At 69.9% G+C, this 15,929-nt stretch carries 16 protein-coding genes and 3 tRNA genes; 12 read left to right on the top strand and 7 right to left on the bottom strand.

The annotated features are described in order from the left end of the window. The first annotated feature begins 33 nt into the window (after positions 1-33). Positions 34-1,179 carry a dipeptide epimerase gene (locus CJZ80_RS01820; RefSeq protein WP_094510344.1) on the top strand — a complete coding sequence of 382 codons (1,146 nt, stop codon included), beginning with the start codon at positions 34-36 and terminating at the stop codon, positions 1,177-1,179. Continuing rightward, entirely contained in the window at positions 1,173-2,276 is a 1,104-nt protein-coding gene (locus CJZ80_RS01815) for a DUF1611 domain-containing protein (protein ID WP_094510343.1), read from the top strand. The genes CJZ80_RS01820 and CJZ80_RS01815 overlap by 7 nt, the downstream gene beginning before the upstream one ends. Here CJZ80_RS01815 and CJZ80_RS01810 read toward each other — a convergent pair. Then, positions 2,258-2,330: transfer RNA gene (locus tag CJZ80_RS01810), tRNA-His, on the bottom strand. The two genes, CJZ80_RS01815 and CJZ80_RS01810, sit on opposite strands and share 19 nt — an antisense overlap. Between CJZ80_RS01810 and CJZ80_RS01805 the strand changes: the two genes are divergently transcribed. From CJZ80_RS01805 to CJZ80_RS01795, 3 genes are read left to right on the top strand one after another with little or no spacing between them, the layout of a single operon-like run. Then, the gene (locus CJZ80_RS01805; protein ID WP_233132717.1) at positions 2,317-2,835 is read left to right on the top strand and encodes a DUF4359 domain-containing protein; all 519 of its coding nucleotides are present in this window, start codon (positions 2,317-2,319) and stop codon (positions 2,833-2,835) included. The genes CJZ80_RS01810 and CJZ80_RS01805 overlap by 14 nt on opposite strands. Beyond that, the gene (locus tag CJZ80_RS01800; protein ID WP_233132716.1) at positions 2,832-4,142 is read left to right on the top strand and encodes an amidohydrolase family protein; all 1,311 of its coding nucleotides are present in this window, start codon (positions 2,832-2,834) and stop codon (positions 4,140-4,142) included. The genes CJZ80_RS01805 and CJZ80_RS01800 overlap by 4 nt, the downstream gene beginning before the upstream one ends. 35 nt (positions 4,143-4,177) lie before the next feature. Next, positions 4,178-5,620, top strand: coding sequence for an FAD-binding oxidoreductase (locus CJZ80_RS01795; protein ID WP_094510342.1), 1,443 nt, complete (start codon positions 4,178-4,180; stop codon positions 5,618-5,620). Between the two features lie 85 nt (positions 5,621-5,705). Here CJZ80_RS01795 and CJZ80_RS01790 read toward each other — a convergent pair whose 3' ends face one another. From CJZ80_RS01790 to murA, 5 genes are all read right to left on the bottom strand, one after another. Next, positions 5,706-6,233, bottom strand: coding sequence for a pentapeptide repeat-containing protein (locus tag CJZ80_RS01790; protein WP_369802975.1), 528 nt, complete (start codon positions 6,231-6,233; stop codon positions 5,706-5,708). A 125-nt stretch (positions 6,234-6,358) separates the two neighbouring features. Continuing rightward, positions 6,359-7,618 carry a folylpolyglutamate synthase/dihydrofolate synthase family protein gene (locus tag CJZ80_RS01785; protein WP_233132715.1) on the bottom strand — a complete coding sequence of 420 codons (1,260 nt, stop codon included), beginning with the start codon at positions 7,616-7,618 and terminating at the stop codon, positions 6,359-6,361. An 83-nt stretch (positions 7,619-7,701) separates the two neighbouring features. Beyond that, complete coding sequence (locus tag CJZ80_RS01780) at positions 7,702-8,889, bottom strand: aspartate aminotransferase family protein (RefSeq protein WP_094510460.1); 1,188 nt, start codon at positions 8,887-8,889, stop codon at positions 7,702-7,704. Between the two features lie 85 nt (positions 8,890-8,974). Next, a tRNA-Leu gene (locus tag CJZ80_RS01775) sits at positions 8,975-9,056 on the bottom strand. A gap of 71 nt (positions 9,057-9,127) precedes the next feature. Then, the gene (murA, locus tag CJZ80_RS01770; protein ID WP_094510339.1) at positions 9,128-10,429 is read right to left on the bottom strand and encodes a UDP-N-acetylglucosamine 1-carboxyvinyltransferase; all 1,302 of its coding nucleotides are present in this window, start codon (positions 10,427-10,429) and stop codon (positions 9,128-9,130) included. Between the two features lie 170 nt (positions 10,430-10,599). Between murA and CJZ80_RS01765 the strand changes: the two genes are divergently transcribed. The 5 genes from CJZ80_RS01765 to trpC all read left to right on the top strand — a co-directional run bounded on the left by CJZ80_RS01765 (position 10,600) and on the right by trpC (position 14,471). Beyond that, positions 10,600-10,683, top strand: a tRNA-Leu gene (locus CJZ80_RS01765). Positions 10,684-10,757: 74 nt separating this feature from the next. Then, entirely contained in the window at positions 10,758-11,006 is a 249-nt protein-coding gene (locus CJZ80_RS01760) for a hypothetical protein (protein WP_094510338.1), read from the top strand. A gap of 229 nt (positions 11,007-11,235) precedes the next feature. Continuing rightward, positions 11,236-12,033, top strand: a complete 798-nt coding sequence (locus tag CJZ80_RS01755) for an RNA methyltransferase (RefSeq protein ID WP_233132714.1) — start codon at positions 11,236-11,238, stop codon at positions 12,031-12,033. A gap of 11 nt (positions 12,034-12,044) precedes the next feature. Beyond that, the gene (gene lpdA / locus CJZ80_RS01750; RefSeq protein ID WP_094510336.1) at positions 12,045-13,493 is read left to right on the top strand and encodes a dihydrolipoyl dehydrogenase; all 1,449 of its coding nucleotides are present in this window, start codon (positions 12,045-12,047) and stop codon (positions 13,491-13,493) included. A gap of 69 nt (positions 13,494-13,562) precedes the next feature. Continuing rightward, positions 13,563-14,471, top strand: coding sequence for an indole-3-glycerol phosphate synthase TrpC (gene trpC / locus CJZ80_RS01745; RefSeq protein WP_094510335.1), 909 nt, complete (start codon positions 13,563-13,565; stop codon positions 14,469-14,471). 159 nt (positions 14,472-14,630) lie between these two features. On the opposite strand, the gene rpsD is transcribed toward trpC, so the two are convergent. Beyond that, complete coding sequence (rpsD, locus tag CJZ80_RS01740; protein WP_094510334.1) at positions 14,631-15,239, bottom strand: 30S ribosomal protein S4; 609 nt, start codon at positions 15,237-15,239, stop codon at positions 14,631-14,633. Positions 15,240-15,337: 98 nt separating this feature from the next. Here rpsD and yidD point away from each other — a divergent pair, with 98 nt between their 5' ends. Together yidD and CJZ80_RS01730 are read left to right on the top strand one after the other, a co-directional pair. Continuing rightward, on the top strand, positions 15,338-15,589 hold the full coding sequence (yidD, locus tag CJZ80_RS01735; protein WP_369802974.1) for a membrane protein insertion efficiency factor YidD: 252 nt from the start codon (positions 15,338-15,340) through the stop codon (positions 15,587-15,589). Between the two features lie 28 nt (positions 15,590-15,617). Further along, positions 15,618-15,920: a glutaredoxin family protein gene (locus CJZ80_RS01730; RefSeq protein ID WP_094510459.1), complete on the top strand. Its 303-nt coding sequence runs from the start codon at positions 15,618-15,620 to the stop codon at positions 15,918-15,920. Positions 15,921-15,929: the final 9 nt, after the last annotated feature.

The following is a 15,929-nucleotide window of genomic DNA, read 5'->3' as shown; positions in this document are numbered from 1 at the left end:
GTGGGGGGAACCGATGCACGCCCCTTTCCGAGCATGCACGCTCGTCTTCGCCGCTTTTCCCTTACCAAGGCCGTGCCGCTCACGATCAGCCGCGGCACCTCGCGTGGGGTGGAGCGTGTGCTGGTGGAGATCGAGCACGACGGCACCATCGGCCAGGGCGAGGCCGGCGGCTTCGACACCGGCCATCGACGGTTCAGCACCGATGACGTGGCGGCGGAACTGGACGCCCTGTTGCCGCGCCTGGAAAGCCCCGATGCCCTCGGCCGCCCCCGCGATCCGAGCGAGCGGCAGGCCCTTCAGCCCCTGCTCGCGGGGCTTTCGCCGCCGGCCCGCTGCGCCGTCGATCTGGCTCTGCACGACTGGTGGGGCCGCCGTCTGGGCGAGCCGCTCTGGCGCCTCTGGGGTCTCGATCGCCAGGCCTGTACCCCCACCAGCGTCACCCTGGGGCTGGGCACGGTGGAGCAGGTGCGCGCCCGGCTGGTGGGCTGGCAGGAGCGGCTCGGTGTCAGGCCGCGGCGGGTGAAGCTCAAGCTCGGCAGCCCTGATGGTGCCGACCACGACCGGGCCCTGGTGCAGGCGGTGGCCACCACTCTCACAGGGTTCCCCGGCGCCGAGCTGCAGGTGGATGCCAACGGCGGCTGGGACCTGCCCACGGCGCGCCAGCTGATTCCCTGGCTGGCGCAGCAGGGGGTGGTGCTGGTGGAGCAGCCGCTGCCCGCCCTGCAGGATCCGGAGGCCGATGCCGCCGCCTTCGCCGCTCTCGACCTGCACTGCCCGATCCCGCTCGTGGCCGACGAGAGCTGCTGGGATCTGCAGGACCTGCTGCGGCTGGCCCCCCATGTCGATGGGGTGAACATGAAGCTGCTCAAGACGGGCGGGCTGTCGGAGGCCTGGCTGATGGCGCAGACCGCCCGACGCCTCGGCCTCGATCTGATGCTCGGCTGCTACTCGGACAGCGCCCTGCTCAACGGGGCCGCCGCCCAGCTGCTGCCGCTGGTGCGCTGGCCCGATCTGGACAGCCACCTCAACCTGGTGGACGACCCCTTCAGCGAGCCGGAGCGGGATGGCGACATCCTGCGCCCCAGCTCCCGGCCGGGCCTGGGTCAGCCCCCCTCAGAGGGTGCCGTCCCCGATGGGACCGCCGCCGGCCCTTCCCCGCCGGAGCCGCCACGGTGCTGAGCGCCTCGGCCCGGGTGGTGCTGCTGCAGCACGATGGCCTCGACAATCTGTCCGGCAAGACGGGCCTGGCGCTGTTGCGCTACCGCAGCGGGCCGATCGTGGCGGTGATCGATCCGGCGCAGGCAGGTCTGCCGCTGGAGCAGGTCACCGGCATCCCCCGCGCCATTCCGGTGGTGGCCAGCCTGGCGGAGGCTCTCCCCTACGGCCCGGAGGTGGCCGTGGTGGGGCTGGCGCCTTCGGGCGGCCTGCTGCCGGAAGCACTGCGCCGCGATGTGGCCGCCGCCCTGCAGGCCGGTCTGCATGTGGCCAGCGGGCTGCACACTCGCCTGGCCGACGACCCCGCGCTGGCGGCCCTGCGCGGTCCCCAGCAGTGGATCTGGGACCTGCGGCAGGAGCCGCCAGGACTGCAGGTGGCTGCGGCACGCTGCGCAGCCCTGCCCGGCCAGCGTCTGCTCGCTGTGGGCACCGACATGGCCGTGGGCAAGATGAGCGCCTGCCTGGAGCTGGTGGCCGCCGCCCGCCGCCAAGGCCTCGACGCCCGCTTCGTGGGCACCGGCCAGGCGGGCATCCTGATCAGCGGCGGCGGGGTGCCGCTCGATGCCGTGCGCGTGGATTACGCCGCCGGGGCCGTGGAGGGGGCGGTGCTGGAGGCCTGCCAGGCCGGTGGGGGCGGCGACCCGGCCGTGGCGGCCTGCAACGACGCCACCCTGGTGCTGGTGGAAGGCCAGGGCTCGCTCTGTCATCCGGGCTCCACCGCCACCCTGCCGCTGCTGCGCGGCAGCCAGCCAACCGGTCTGCTGTTGGTGCATCGCGCCGGTCAGCGGGCGATCTCGCGGCATCCGACCATCCCCATCCCCCCGCTGCCTCAGCTGATCGCGGCGGTGGAGCAGTTGGCGGCGCTGGGCCGTCCGGGCGGCCTGCCGCCGGTGCGGGTGCGGGCCGTAGCGCTCAACACGGCGCTGCTGGGGGAGGCGGAAGCGGCGGCGGCCTGCGCGGATGGGCAGAAAAAAACCGGACTCCCCTGCGGGGATCCGGTGAGGAGCCGCGCAGCAGCCGATCGACTGGTGGCGGCTTTGAGGGCGAGCGAGGGGACTTGAACCCCCGAATGGCGGCGCCACAAGCCGCTGCCTTAACCACTTGGCTACGCCCGCCGTGGTCTTTGCCAATGTATCAAGTAGCCCCGCCCGCTGCCCCTTGCCCGCCGCGCCCCCATCCGCCTCGCGCCTCTGGCCGCTGCTGGCCGGAGCGGCTGGCCTCGGAGGCACCGCCCTGGCCCTCCTGTTCACCAACCCTCCACCGAACGACTTCGAAAGCTTCGCCGGCGATCAGCTGGTGGAACTGGCGGTGGAGGAGGTCTGCGGCGCCGATGGGCTGCCGATGCCGTTGCGGCTGGTGGTGCAGAACTGCCCGGAGCTGATCCGCAGCCAGTCGCAGGTGCTTGGCGCCCTGGCCCGGCAGGGCACGACGCGGCACAACTTCGGCGTCTTCAGCCTGTACCAGACGGAGATCGGGGGCCAGGAGGTGTTGCCCTTCCTGCGCATTCCCCGCTACCGGGTCATCACCCTGGCCGGCGCCGGGCACTTCGTGATCCTCTCCACCTCGAAGGACGGCAGAGAGGAGAACGACGCAGGCGCCACCAGCGACGCCAGACCGTGAGCGCCACACCCCTGCCGCCCCTGCGGCTGCCGCGCTGCCTTCTGGATCCAGGCGCCGTCCACCTGCCGACAGCTGATGCCGATGGCCTGGTAGCCGTCGAGCTGGAGCATGCCGAAGGGCGTTTCACCGCGATCAAGCCCTATCCAGCCCAGGCCGAGGCACGGCTGCCGCTCGCCCTCACCCCCCTGCTGGAGCCCCACGCCCACCTCGACAAGGCCTTCAGCTGGGAGCGCCATCCCAACCGGACGGGAACGATGGCGGGCGCCCTGGCCGCCAACCAGCGCGAGCATCACGAACGCAGTGTGGAACAGGTGCACGCGCGCGCGGAGCGTGCCCTGGACCAGGGCTGGCGCTACGGCCTGCGGGCCATGCGAAGCCATGTCGACAGCCTTGGCCCCGGCGCCGAGGTGAGCTGGGAGGCCCTGCTCGATCTGCAGCAGGCGTGGGCGGAGCGGCTGCCGCTGCAACTGGTGGCACTGGTGCCGGTGCGACACTGGGCCACCGCGGCAGGCGAGCAACTGGCGCGTCAGTTGCTGGGCCGGCGGGGGGAGAGTGCAGCCGCGGCCGGCGGGGTGCTGCTGGGCGGCGTGCTGGGCGCCCCGTTCCCCCCCGACGGCGCCGATGGCGAAGGACTGCGGGCTCTGCTGCGCCTGGCCGATGGCCTGGGTTGCGGCGTGGACCTCCACATCGACGAAAGCGCCGATGGCGGTGGCGCCGGTGTGGCCCTGGCCGCCCGCCTCGTGATCGAGCTCCGTATCGGTGTGCCCGTGTGCTGCAGCCACAGCTGCAGCATGTCCCAGCTACCGGTGCGCCGCCTGCTGCCCCTCGCCGACGCCATGGCCGAGGCGGGGCTGGCGGTGGTGGCGCTGCCGACCACCAACCTCTGGTTGCTGGGGCACCGCGACGGCCACACCCCCGCCCAACGCCCGCTGGCACCGATCCGCCAGCTGCAGCGCGCCGGGGTGACGGTGGCGGTGGGGGGAGACAACGTGCAGGATCCCTGGTATCCGGGCGGAGACTTCGATCCCCTGGATCTGCTGCGCTTCTCCATGCCGGCCGCTCACCTGGCCCCATGGCAGCGCCAGGGCCTGATGCCCTTCACCACCGCCTCCAGCCGCCTGATGGGATTGGCCTGGGACGGGGTGGTGCGACCAGGGGCACCCGCTGATCTGCTCCTGCTGGGCGCCTCCGGCTGGAGCGACCTGCTGGCCCGGCCTGTACCGCGGCGGGTGCTGCGCGCGGGTCGCTGGTTGCCGTCCCCGTCGCCGTCGCCACTGCAGCAACTGCTCGAAGCGCTGCCAGCCTGAAAGCCTGCCAGCTTGAAACCACCGCCCCGTTCCCCGTGACCCCCTCCCCTGCCAGCGCACCGGTCGCGCTGCTCCCTGTGGCCCTGCCAGCCGCCCTGCCCGCTCCCGTGAGCGCAGAGCGGATCGAAGCGGTGTCCCGGCAGCTCCGTGCCGCCGCCGGCCCCCCGGGCAGCGGCCCCGCTGCGGAGCTGGTGGGGCCAGGCAGCGAGCTTGAGAAACTCTCCCACGACTTCTTCACCTATTCGCCGGTACTCACGCCGCTGCTCAGCGGTCACCACGCCCAGCTGGTGGTGAAGGCCACGCAGCTGGGGCACGTGCAGCAGGTGGCGGCGGCCTGCGCCCAGCAGCAGGTGCCGCTCACCGTGCGGGGCGCCGGCACCGGCAATTACGGCCAGTGCGTGCCGCTCGCCGGTGGCGTGGTGCTCGATCTCAGCGGCCTGCGACAGCTGCGGCAGTTCGATGCGGCCAGCGGCGTGCTCACCGCAGAGGCGGGCTGCCTGCTGGGCGACCTCGACCGTCAACTGGCGGTCCGGGGCCGCGCCCTGCGGCTCACCCCCAGCACCTCCCGCAGCGCCACGCTGGGGGGCTTCATCGCCGGGGGATCCGGAGGCATCGGTTCCCTGCGCTGGGGCTTCCTGCGGGATCCCGGCAACCTGCTGGGCCTGGAGATCGTGACGGTGGAGCCCGAGCCGCGCCTGCTGACACTCGATGCCACCGGCAGCCGGCCGCTCAATCACGCCTACGGCACCAACGGCATCCTCACGGCGGTGACCGTGCCCACCGCCACCGCCGAGACCTGGCAGCAGCTGGTGGTCGACTTTGCAGACTGGGATAGGGCGCTGGAGGCCGCCAGGCTGCTGCCCTGCGCTGCCCTGGTGCTGCAGGAACTCTGCCTGCTGGAGGCACCCATCGCCCGCCAGCTCCCCCTGCCCGGCGGCTGCCCGGCGGCCCGCGGCCACCGGCTGCTGCTGCTCGCCGCCCCCCATGCCCTGCCGGCCCTGATGCCGCTGCTGTCCCAACTGGGCGGGGCCCTGGTGTGGCAAGCAGCGGAGGGGGAAAGCCGCGGGTTGCCCCTGCGCGAACTCACCTGGAACCACACCACCCTGCATCTGCGGGCGCAGGACAAGGGCTGGACCTATCTGCAGATGCTGTTGCCCCAGCCGGAAGGGCCGACGCTCGCCGCCTTGAAGCAGCGCTGGGGCGACGACCTGCTCTGGCACCTGGAGGGCGTGCGTCAGCAGGGCCAGCAACGTCTGGCGGCGATTCCTCTGGTGCGCTGGCGGGATCGGGCGGCGCTGCAGGCCTTGATGGAGCAGGCCAGGGACCTGGGCGCCCTGCTCTTCAACCCCCACAGCCTCACGGTGGAAGACGGCGGCTTGGGGGTGATCGATGCCGACCAGGTGGCCGCAAAGATGGCTTACGACCCAGCGGGGCTGCTCAACCCCGGCAAACTGCGCGGCTGGACCAGCTGCGGCTGATCCAAACGCGGCTGATCAGCCTGCCCACATTCAGACACGCGGACGCCCGGCCATCCCCGGCCAAACAGGGCGGGGCTGCCTGCGCTCAGCCGCACTCCAGGCTGGCCCGGGTGCTGATGCCGGTGAGCGGGTGGGTGCCGCTGGCCCGCTGGCAGAGAGCGCGCTGATCGGCGCGGTCCAGCAGAGCATCGGTGAAGTCGGCGTTCTCCACCTGCGCGCCGCTGAAGCTGCTGCCGGCGGCGATCACCCCGCGCAGCAGGGCACCGCGCAGATCGGTTTCACTGAAGTCAGCCCGGTCCATCAGCGCGTCGGAGAGATCGGCGCCACGGAAATCGGAGCGCGAAAACACTCCCTGCGTGAGGATCGAGCCGTGCAGATCGGCTCCAGAGAAATCGGCATCCCGCCCCAGCGCGCCGGCAAACGACGTGTTGGCGAGCTGCTGACCACTGAAATCCACGCCGCTCTGGTTGGTGAGCGTGTAATCGACCCGGTCCTGAAACAGAGCGCGCTCCTGGAGGCCCACCCCGGCGGAGGTGTCGAGCGCAAGAGCCGGCAGCGGCCCCAGGCCTGCCCCCAGCAGCAGCGCCGCTACCAGCACGGCCAGTGCGGCCAAGCGCGTGTTCACGGCCAGGGCTGGGCGCACCGCCAGCCAGCGCCAGCCCGGCAGCGTGGCCGCTTCCACTGCCTCTTTACGCACCACCACCTCTCTCTGCGTCCTTCCCTCTTGATGCCTCACTGTCATCGCTCCAGCCCGGACATGCCGTCCTCACTCTCCCCTGCCCCGGGGACCAGGTCCAGCGTGCCAGCCGCCAGCAGGCTGCCCAGCAGGTAGAGCGAGCCCGCCACCACCACCGGCGCGGCCCCGGCAACGGTCTCCCAGACGGTGGACGCCGCCGCCAGTCCCTCTTCCAGGCTGGCGGCAGCCAGCAGGGCGCTGGCCCGCTCTGGGCAGGCGCTGCGCAGCTCGGCGGCGCTCCAGCAGGCGTGGCCGGGAACGGGCACCAGCCAGCAGCGATCCGCGGGGGCCAGCAGGGCGTGCACCATCTCCGGGCCCTGCTTGTTGGCCAGCATGCCCAGCACCCAGAGCTGGGGCGGCGCCGGCGTGCCCCTGCCGCCACCGTCAAGTTCGGCCCGCAGCGCCTGGGCCGCCGGCAGGTTGTGCGCCCCGTCCAGCAGCAGGGGCAGCTGGCCCCAGCGCGCCCGCTGCCGGCGGCCTGGCCAGCGGGCGGCGGCAAACCCCGCGCTGATCGCCCCGTCGGGGAGGTGCCAGCCCTGGCGGCGCAGCACCTGGAGCATCTCCAGCGCCACCGCCGCATTGGTGCGCTGCATGTCGCCCGGCAGGCCATGGCGCCAGCGCAACCGACCCGCCACCAGCTCCTGCCCCTGTTGCTCCAGCGGTCTCACCCAGTGAAGTGGGCAGCCCTGCTGTTGCGCCCGCTGCGCCAGCACGGCCGCCACATCGGGCCGCTGGGGCCCAGACACGGCCGCAGCGGCCCCATGCAGCACGCCGGCTTTTTCAGCGGCGATCGCCGCCTCGCTGTCACCGAGGAATTCAGCGTGGTCGAGGCCGATGCTGGCGAACCCCAGCACGCGGCGATCAGGGTGGACCGTGGTGGCATCCAGCCGTCCCCCCAACCCCACCTCCAGCACCACGATCTCCAGCCCGGCTTCGGCGAAGGCCACGAAAGCCGCCGCCGTCACCAGCTCGAACGGGGTGAGATCGTGGCGGCGCGCCAGCGGTTGCAGGGCCGTCAGCAGGCGGCGCAGGTGGGCGGGAGCGATGGGAGCGGCCCCCAGCTGGATCCGTTCGCACCAGCTCACCAGATGGGGCGAGGTGTAGAGCCCGCAGCGATGGCCGGCGGCCTGAAGCGCCGCATGGAGCAGCACGCAGATCGAGCCCTTGCCGTTGGTGCCGGCCACCTGCACGGCGGCAAAGCGGCGTTCGGGATGGCCCAGCTCCGCCAGCGCCGCCCGCAGACGCTCCAGGCCCAGGTCCACCCCGCGACGGCTGAACGGTTCGATCAGGTCGGCGAAGTCGTCGATGGTTGGGAACCGATGAGAAACCGAGGCGTTCGACAGCTTCAGGCGCCGGCCAACGCATCCAGCGTTTGCGCGAGGCGGCTGACCGCCAGGCGCAGGTGCTTGGGCCGGATCACCAGCGGCGGCACGAAGCGCACCACACGCGGGCCGGCGGGCACCACCAACAGGCCGGCTTCGATCGCCCGCAGGGCAATCGCCGGTGCCGTGAGCTCACCGTCGGCCTTGAGCACCAGACCCTGCAGCAGCCCCCAGCCGCGCACCCCCTCGAGCTGGTGGGGGCGCTGGTCCACCAGTTCCCGCAACAGCGACTGCAGCAGCATGCCCATGGCCGCCACATGCGGCACCAGGGCGCGCCGCTCCAGCTCCTGCACCACCGTGAGGGCGGCGCGGCAGGCAAAGGGATTGCCGCCGAAGGTGCTGGCGTGGTCGCCCGGGCGGAAGTGATCCACCGAGCGCTTCACGGCCAGGGCTCCGATCGGGATGCCACCGCCGAGGCCCTTGGCGAGGGTGATCGCATCGGGCTCGACGCCGAGTTGCTCGTAGCCCCACAGCGCACCACTGCGGCCCACGCCGATCTGCACCTCATCGAAGATCAGCAGGATGCTGTGCCGGTCGCAGAGCTCCCGCAGGCGACGGAAGAAGGCGGGATCCCCGGGGTTCACCCCCCCTTCGCCCTGCAGCGGCTCGATCAGCACGGCGGCAACGCGGGGGCCGTCGGCCTCGCAGGCCGTCAGCAGCGCCTCGAACGCGGCGATGTCGTTGTAGGGGAAGAAGCGAAAGCCTTCCACCATGGGCTCGAAGCCGTGGTGGTACTTCGGCTGGCCGGTGGCGCTCACCGCCGCCAGGGTGCGGCCGTGGAAGCTGGCCTGGGCCGTGAGGATGATCGGCCGCTCGATGCCCCGCACGGTGTGGCCATGTTTGCGGGCCAGCTTGATGGCCGCCTCATTGGCCTCGGCGCCGGAATTGCAGAAGAACACCCGATCGGTGCAGCTGCGGCTGGTGATCCAGGCGGCCAGCTCCTCCTGCTCGGGAATCCGGTAGAGGTTCGACACATGCTGCAGGCGGCCCAGTTGCCGTGACAGCGCCTTGCGCATCACACGGTCGCTGTGACCGAGGGTGCAGGTGGCGATGCCGGCGACACAGTCGAGGTAGCGGCGGCCGGCAGTGTCCTGCACCCAGACGCCCTTGCCCTTCGCCAACTCCAGGGGGAAGCGGGCGTAGGTGTCCATCACCGGGTCGGGAACCAGCACCAGCGTGGGAGCGGGCCGCGGTGGCGCGGCGATCTCTACGGACATGGGGCTGAGGCTGGAGGGATGGGAGCGGTGGGACTCGAACCCACATGCCCGAAGGCGCTCGATTTTGAGTCGAGTCCGTCTACCAATTCCGGCACGCTCCCGCTCAACGACTGTAGGGGGAGGCGGGAATCAGCCCCTCGCCCGAGCAACGGGCAACCGCCCGAAGCTCCGCTCAGCCATTCACGCGGCGGATCACCGCGCCGACGCTGTTGAGCTTCCCTTCCAGATCGGCGTAGCCGCGGTCGAGGAACTCCAGGCCCTGCACGCTGGTGGTGCCATCGGCGGCCAGACCCGCCAGCACCATCGCCGCCGAGGCGCGCAGATCGGTGCCCTGCACGGGAGCGCCGCTGAGCCGGGCCACCCCCTCCACGAACGCCGTATTGCCCTGCATGCGGATCGAAGCTCCCATGCGCTGCAGCTCAGCCACATGCTGCAGGCGGTTTTCAAAGATCGTCTCGACGACCATGCTCGTGCCCGAGGCCGTGGCCAGCAGGCTCATGAATGGGGCCTGCAGGTCGGTGGGGAAACCAGGGAACGGCTGGGTGCGCAGGTCGAGGGCCTGAATCCGGTCGGCGCGGATGGTCATGCCGATCCCATCCGCTTCCAGCGAGCAGCCGGCTTCTTCGAGCTTGCTGATCACGGCACCGAGGTGGTCGGGGATCAGCGGGGCGACGCGCAGCTCGGAACGGGTGATCGCCGCTGCCAGCAGAAAGGTACCGGCCTCGATGCGATCGGGAATCACGGCGTAATCGGCGCCATGGAGCCGCTCGACGCCAACAATCGTGATCGTGGGGGTGCCAGCGCCGCGCACCTTGCCCCCCATGGCGATCAGCAGGCCGGCCAGGTCCACCACTTCAGGCTCGAGAGCGGCGTTGTGGATCACCGTTTCGCCTTCGGCCAGAGCCGCGGCCATCATCAACGTTTCGGTGGCGCCGACGCTGGGGCATTCCAGGTGGATGTGGCCGCCGTGGAGCCGATGGCTGCGGCCGGGCACCACGGCCGAGACCACACCGTGATCAATGGTGACCTGGGCGCCGAGCGCCTTGAGGCCCCGCACATGCTCAATGACCGGACGGGAACCGATCTGGCAGCCACCAGGAAGGGGAATCTTCGCCACACCCAGGCGAGCCAGCAGCGGGCCGATGCAGAAGAAGCTGGCCCGCAGGCTGTTGACCAGTTCGTAGGGGGCGGTGGAGTGGGTGAGATGGGCCCCATCAAGCTCGATCCAGTCGGGACCGCGCTTCACCTTCACGCCGAAGGCACCGAGGATCTCGCCCATCGCCGCGATGTCGGTGAGCGGAGGGATGTTCCGCAGGCGCAGGGGCTGGGTGCTCATCAGGCAGGCCGCCATCAGCACCAGCGCCGAGTTCTTGGCGCCGCTCACGCGCAGCTCGCCGGCCAGACGGTGTCCCCCCAGGATCTCCAGGCGGGGATTGACCATCAGCTGGGGAGCCACGGCGGCGGTCACGGTCATGGCTGATTACATAGCCGATGGTGCCGGCATCTTGACAATTCAGAGGCGCACCGTCTAGCCGTCCGCCCCCTGAACTGTCTTCCGGAGTACCCCGTGGCGTGACGCGGTAGCCGGTGGCCGGCCGTGCAGGCGATGATCTAGGGTTGCTCGGTCGCTGCGGCGGCACGCCAGCGGATGTGGCGGAATTGGTAGACGCGCTAGTTTCAGGTACTAGTGGCAGCAATGTCGTGGGAGTTCAAGTCTCCCCATCCGCATCATTTTTCAGCCCACTCCCTCTGTCCTGTAGGAACCTCCAATCCGGGTTCTCCTCCGTCGCGCTCCCGTTTCCATGATCGTCCTCAAGATCAGCAATTCCTCCGAGGTCGTGGCGGGGAAGATCGGGCGCTTTCTTGAACGCCTCACCCCTGGCGGTTTCGACGAAACCACCGTCGAGGACATTGTGCTGCAGAAGCTCGTTGAAAACCTCCGCGAGGAGGGCATCCGCGGCGAAGTGGCGGCGGTCAAAGGAATGGATCTTCATGCCACCGAACTGGTGATGAAGGATTCCATGCATGTCAGAAAACATCAGGTCTTCTGAACTACCGCAGGCCGGCGGCCCCTGGCCAGCCCAAGAACTCCGGAAATCCGGCGACCCCAGCCAACCTGGTGAGCCACTGCAATCTGCAGAGCCAAGACAATCTGGCCAATCTGCCGAACAGAGCCACTATGAGGCCACTGGCCAGCCTTCAGAGTCGCGGGAGCCAGCAACGTTCTTTCGTCCGCTGATCACCAGCCGGCGCAATCCAGTTGTGGGGCGCTTCCGCGCCTTGCATGAATCCCGTGGACGGCGCGACCAGGGACGCGTGCTGCTGGAAGGCACCCACCTGATCGAGGAAGCCGCCCGACTTGGCCTGGCCGCGGGCGAACTGCTCGCCACACCCGCCTGGATCGAGGCCCATCAGGCCCTGCTACACCAGCATCCGTCGATGGCGGCGGTGCTGCAGCCGGTGGATGAGGCGGTGCTGGCGGCCGCGGCCACCACCCAGCATCCCGATGGGGTGGTGCTGAGCCTGGCCCTGCCCCGTCCCGCCGCGCCCGCCAGGCCGGGGTTCGTGCTGGCCCTGGAGCAATTGCAGGATCCGGGCAACCTGGGCACCTTGATGCGCACGGCCCTGGCGGCCGGGGTCGAGGCGCTGTGGTTGGCCGGTGGCGCCGACCCCTGGCAACCGAAAGTGGTGCGCGCCTCCGCCGGCGCGGCCCTCACCCTGCCGCTTGAGCGCCTCGAAGGCCTCGCCCTGCGCCTGCAGCAGGCCCGCGCGCAAGGGGCCCAGGTGGTGGCCACCACCGTGATGGCCCGCAGCGCACCCACCGCCTCTGAGGCCAGCGCCTCTGGGGCCGACACTGCCGCGATTCCCTATTGGCAGCTCGACTGGACGCTGCCAACCGTGCTGTTGCTGGGCAACGAAGGTGCAGGGCTGAGCGCCGAGCTGCTCAGCTGTTGCAGCCACCGGGTCACGATTCCCCACAGCGCCGCCGTGGAATCCCTCAACGTGGCCGTGGCGGCCGGGCCCCTGTTGCTGGAACGCTGGCGCCAGCAACAGGAGAGAATGCCGGTCACTCCCTGAGACACGCCCCGGTGAGCGACAGCAGCGCCTTTTCCTTCGACTACGACGTGATCGTGATCGGCGCCGGCTACGGCGGCTTCGATGCGGCCAAGCATGCGGCCGACCATGGCCTGCGCACGGCGATCATCGAATCGCGTGACATGGGCGGCACCTGCGTGAACCGCGGCTGCGTGCCCTCCAAGGCGCTGCTGGCCGCCAGTGGCCGGGTGCGGGAGCTGGCTGATGCCAAGCACCTGCAAGGTTTCGGCATCCACGCCGCGCCGGTGCGCTTCGAGCGGCAGAAGATCGCCGATCACGCCAATCAGCTGGTGGCCACGATCCGCACCAATCTCACCAAGACCCTGGAGCGGTCGGGGGCCGTGATCCTGCGGGGCAAGGGGCGCCTCGACGGGCATCAGCGGGTGGCGGTGCGCCAGAGCAACGGGGTGGAACAGGTGTTCACCGCCCGCGATGTGATCGTGGCTACCGGCTCGGATCCCTTCGTGCCGCCCGGAATCGAAACCGACGGACGCACGGTGTTCACCAGCGACGAAGCGATCAGCCTGGAGTGGCTGCCCCGCTGGATCGCCATCGTGGGCAGCGGCTACATCGGCCTGGAATTCGCCGATGTGTACACGGCACTGGGTTGCGAGGTCACGATGATCGAGGCGCTCGATCGGGTGATGCCCACCTTTGATCCCGACATCGCCAAGATCGCCGCTCGCCACCTGATCGACGGCCGGGACATCGACACCCGGGCCGGTCTGCTGGCCCGCAAGGTGACCCCGGGGGCGCCGGTACGGATCGAACTGGCCGCCATGGCCACCAAGGAGCTGGTGGAGGTGCTGGAAGTGGATGCGGTGCTGGTGGCCACCGGGCGGGTGCCGGTGAGCAAGGATCTACACCTGGCCAGCGTGGGCGTGGAAACCAACCGCGGCTTCATCCCCGTGAACGACCAGCTCCAGGTGCTGGCGGGCGAGACGCCCGTGCCCCATCTCTGGGCCGTGGGCGACGTGACCGGAAAGATGATGCTGGCCCACACCGCCGCCGCCCAGGGCACCGTGGCAGTGGACAACATCCTTGGCCATGCGCGTGCGATCGACTACCGCTCCATTCCGGCAGCCACCTTCACCCATCCCGAGATCAGCTCGGTGGGCCTGAGCGAAGCCGACGCCAAGGCGCTGGCGGCGGCCGAGGGGTTTGAGCTAGGCAGCGTGCGCAGTTACTTCAAGGCCAACTCCAAGGCGCTGGCGGAACTGGAAAGCGATGGGCTGATGAAGCTGCTGTTCCGCAAGGACACCGGCGAGGTGCTGGGCGCCCACATCTATGGATTGCACGCCGCCGACCTGATTCAGGAGGTCGCCAACGCCGTGGCCCGCCGCCAGCGGGTGGGGGACCTCGCCACGGAAGTGCACACCCACCCCACCCTCAGTGAAGTGGTGGAGGTGGCCTACAAGCAGGCGGCCATGGCCGTGGCCTGATGAGGCCTGGCCCACTCACGGGCCGTCTCGGTGCCCGCCCTTACGATCGGCTCCTGTTGCCCTGAGGCTTTGGAGATTCGTCGCCGTCCACCCAATCCGCCGGTGAAGGTGGCCAATCTTCAGTTCGGCATTCCCCATCCCGAGCAGGAGCCCCAGCACATCCTCGAGCGGATCGTCTGGGAGAAAGATCGCGAGGTGGCCGCCGCCAGAGAGCGGGTGCCGCTGGAAACGCTGCAGCGCCAACTGCGCGACCTGCCCCCCACCCGTGATTTCGTTGCCGCGCTGCGGGCGAGCTGCCGCAAGCCCGCGGTGATCGCCGAGATCAAGAAAGCCAGCCCCAGCAAAGGCGTGATCCGCGCCGATTTCGATCCGGTGGCCATTGCCAGGGGCTATGCGGCCGGTGGCGCCAGCTGCCTGTCGGTGCTCACCGACAAGAGGTTTTTCCAGGGCGGCTTCGAGGTGCTGGTTGAGGTGCGCCAGGTGGTGGATCTGCCCCTGCTCTGCAAGGACTTCATCCTTTCCCCCTACCAGCTGCACCAGGCACGCGCCGCCGGCGCCGATGCGGCCCTGCTGATCGCGGCGATTCTCACCGACCAGGACGTGGTTTACCTGATGAAGGTGGCCCGTGCCCTGGGGCTGGCCGTGCTGGTGGAGGTGCATGACGCCGACGAGCTGGAGCGGATGCTGCGCCTGCCCATCTGGTCGGAGCCAATCACGGCGGCTCACACCCTGATCGGCATCAACAACCGCGACCTCACCAGCTTCCACACCGATCTCGCCACCACCGAGCAACTGATGGTCCGTTTCGGCGATCAGGTGCGGCAGCGGGGAGTACTGCTGGTGAGCGAATCGGGGCTGTTCAGCCGCGACGACCTCGACCGGGTGCAGAGCGCCGGCGCCGATGCGGTGCTGGTGGGGGAAGCACTGATGCGCCAGCCGGATGTGACCGCCGCCTTGGAGCAGCTGATCAGCGGCTGAGGGCGGCTGGCCGCGCCGGCTGAGGCTTGGCCGTCGTCTGCGACGGCTCAGTACAGCCCTTGCGGAACTGTGAGAGTGCAAGCCAGAGCTCGACCATGAAAAAACCCCGCCGAGGGCGGGGTGTGGTGAACCAAAGCTGGATGGGGAGGATCCCGAGGGTCACACCTTGCGGGAGTAGTACTCCACCACCAGCAGTTCGTTGATCTCCAGCGCCACCCATTCACGCTCAATGCGGCCGTTGACCTTGGCCGAGAGCTTGGCTTTGTCGAGCTCGAGGTTGGGGGGGATGTTGGAGAGGCCTGGGAACTCCAGGTTGCCTTCAGCCAGCTGCTTGCTGGCCTTGCGCTGACGCACGATGATCACATCACCGGCTCGGCACTGATAGCTGGGGATGTCAACGACACGGCCATTCACGGTGATGTGGCCGTGGTTCACCAGCTGGCGGGCGCCGGGCACGGTGGGGCCGAAGCCGAGACGGAAGCAGACGTTGTCGAGACGGTTCTCGAGCAGTTTGAGCAGGTTGGTTCCGGTGGAACCTTCCTGGGCGCGCGCTTTCTTCACGTAGCGCACGAGCTGGCGCTCGGAGATGCCGTAGTTGAAGCGAAGCTTCTGCTTCTCTTCCAGGCGGATGGCGTATTCGGAGCGCTTGCGACGGGCTTGGCCGTGCTGACCGGGGGGATAAGCCCGCTTGGCGGACTTACGGGTGAGACCGGGGAGGTCTCCCAAGCGCCGCGTGATCCTCAGGCGAGGGCCGCGGTATCGGGACATCGGGGAAAGCTGTTCAAAGGGATGGACCGGCGCCGCCGTTGACCTGGGAGCATGCTGGAGGTTTCCCTCGGCAGCTCCCGGCAGTGGAACGCCAGCCCATCACTCTATCTTTCCGGGCCAACGCCCTCTCCGCCCTGGTCGCGAGGGTGCTTATGGGCCTGATCCAGGCCTACCGGCAGTGGCTGTCTCCCCTGCTGGGGCCCCGCTGCCGCTTCATCCCCAGCTGCAGCGCCTATGGCCTGGAGGCCATTCAACGCCATGGCCCCTGGCGGGGTGGTTGGCTCACGGCCCGCCGCCTGCTGCGCTGTCACCCCTTCACCCCGTGCGGCTGCGATCCGGTTCCCGATTGAAGCTCTCCCCCCACACCCTCCCTTGCTGATGACCGCCACGGCCGGCCTGCCCCCTCTGACGCTCTACCGGCGCGACGGCTGTTGCCTCTGCGACGGGCTGGAGCAACGGCTGCGGGCGCTTGAACCCCGTCCCGACCTGGTGCTGGTGGATGTGGCGAGCGACCCCGCGCTCGAGGCCCGTTACGGGCTGGAGATTCCGGTGCTGGCTGTACGGCGCGCCGATCAGCTGCAGGAATTGCCGCGGGCATCGCCGCGGCTCAGCGGGGCCGCCCTCGACCGCTGGCTGAGGAAGTGTCTGGCAGCGCTATCGGATGCCCCCGAATCCGCCTAAAACCCTGCG

Origin of the sequence: Synechococcus sp. MW101C3 (genome assembly GCF_002252635.1) — a bacterium.
Lineage (GTDB): Bacteria > Cyanobacteriota > Cyanobacteriia > PCC-6307 > Cyanobiaceae > MW101C3.
Note: the sequence above shows the minus strand (reverse complement) of the source record. Positions and strands in the feature narration are given on the sequence as shown.

Coding starts and splice junctions, on each gene's coding strand:
- CJZ80_RS01780 (WP_094510460.1), bottom strand. CDS start 8,889: ATGGACACCTACGCCCGCTTCCCCCTGGAGTTGGCGAAGGGCAAGGGC.
- CJZ80_RS01760 (WP_094510338.1), top strand. CDS start 10,758: ATGATCGTCCTCAAGATCAGCAATTCCTCCGAGGTCGTGGCGGGGAAG.
- rpsD (WP_094510334.1), bottom strand. CDS start 15,239: ATGTCCCGATACCGCGGCCCTCGCCTGAGGATCACGCGGCGCTTGGGA.
- CJZ80_RS01820 (WP_094510344.1), top strand. CDS start 34: ATGCACGCTCGTCTTCGCCGCTTTTCCCTTACCAAGGCCGTGCCGCTC.
- murA (WP_094510339.1), bottom strand. CDS start 10,429: ATGACCGTGACCGCCGCCGTGGCTCCCCAGCTGATGGTCAATCCCCGC.
- CJZ80_RS01730 (WP_094510459.1), top strand. CDS start 15,618: ATGACCGCCACGGCCGGCCTGCCCCCTCTGACGCTCTACCGGCGCGAC.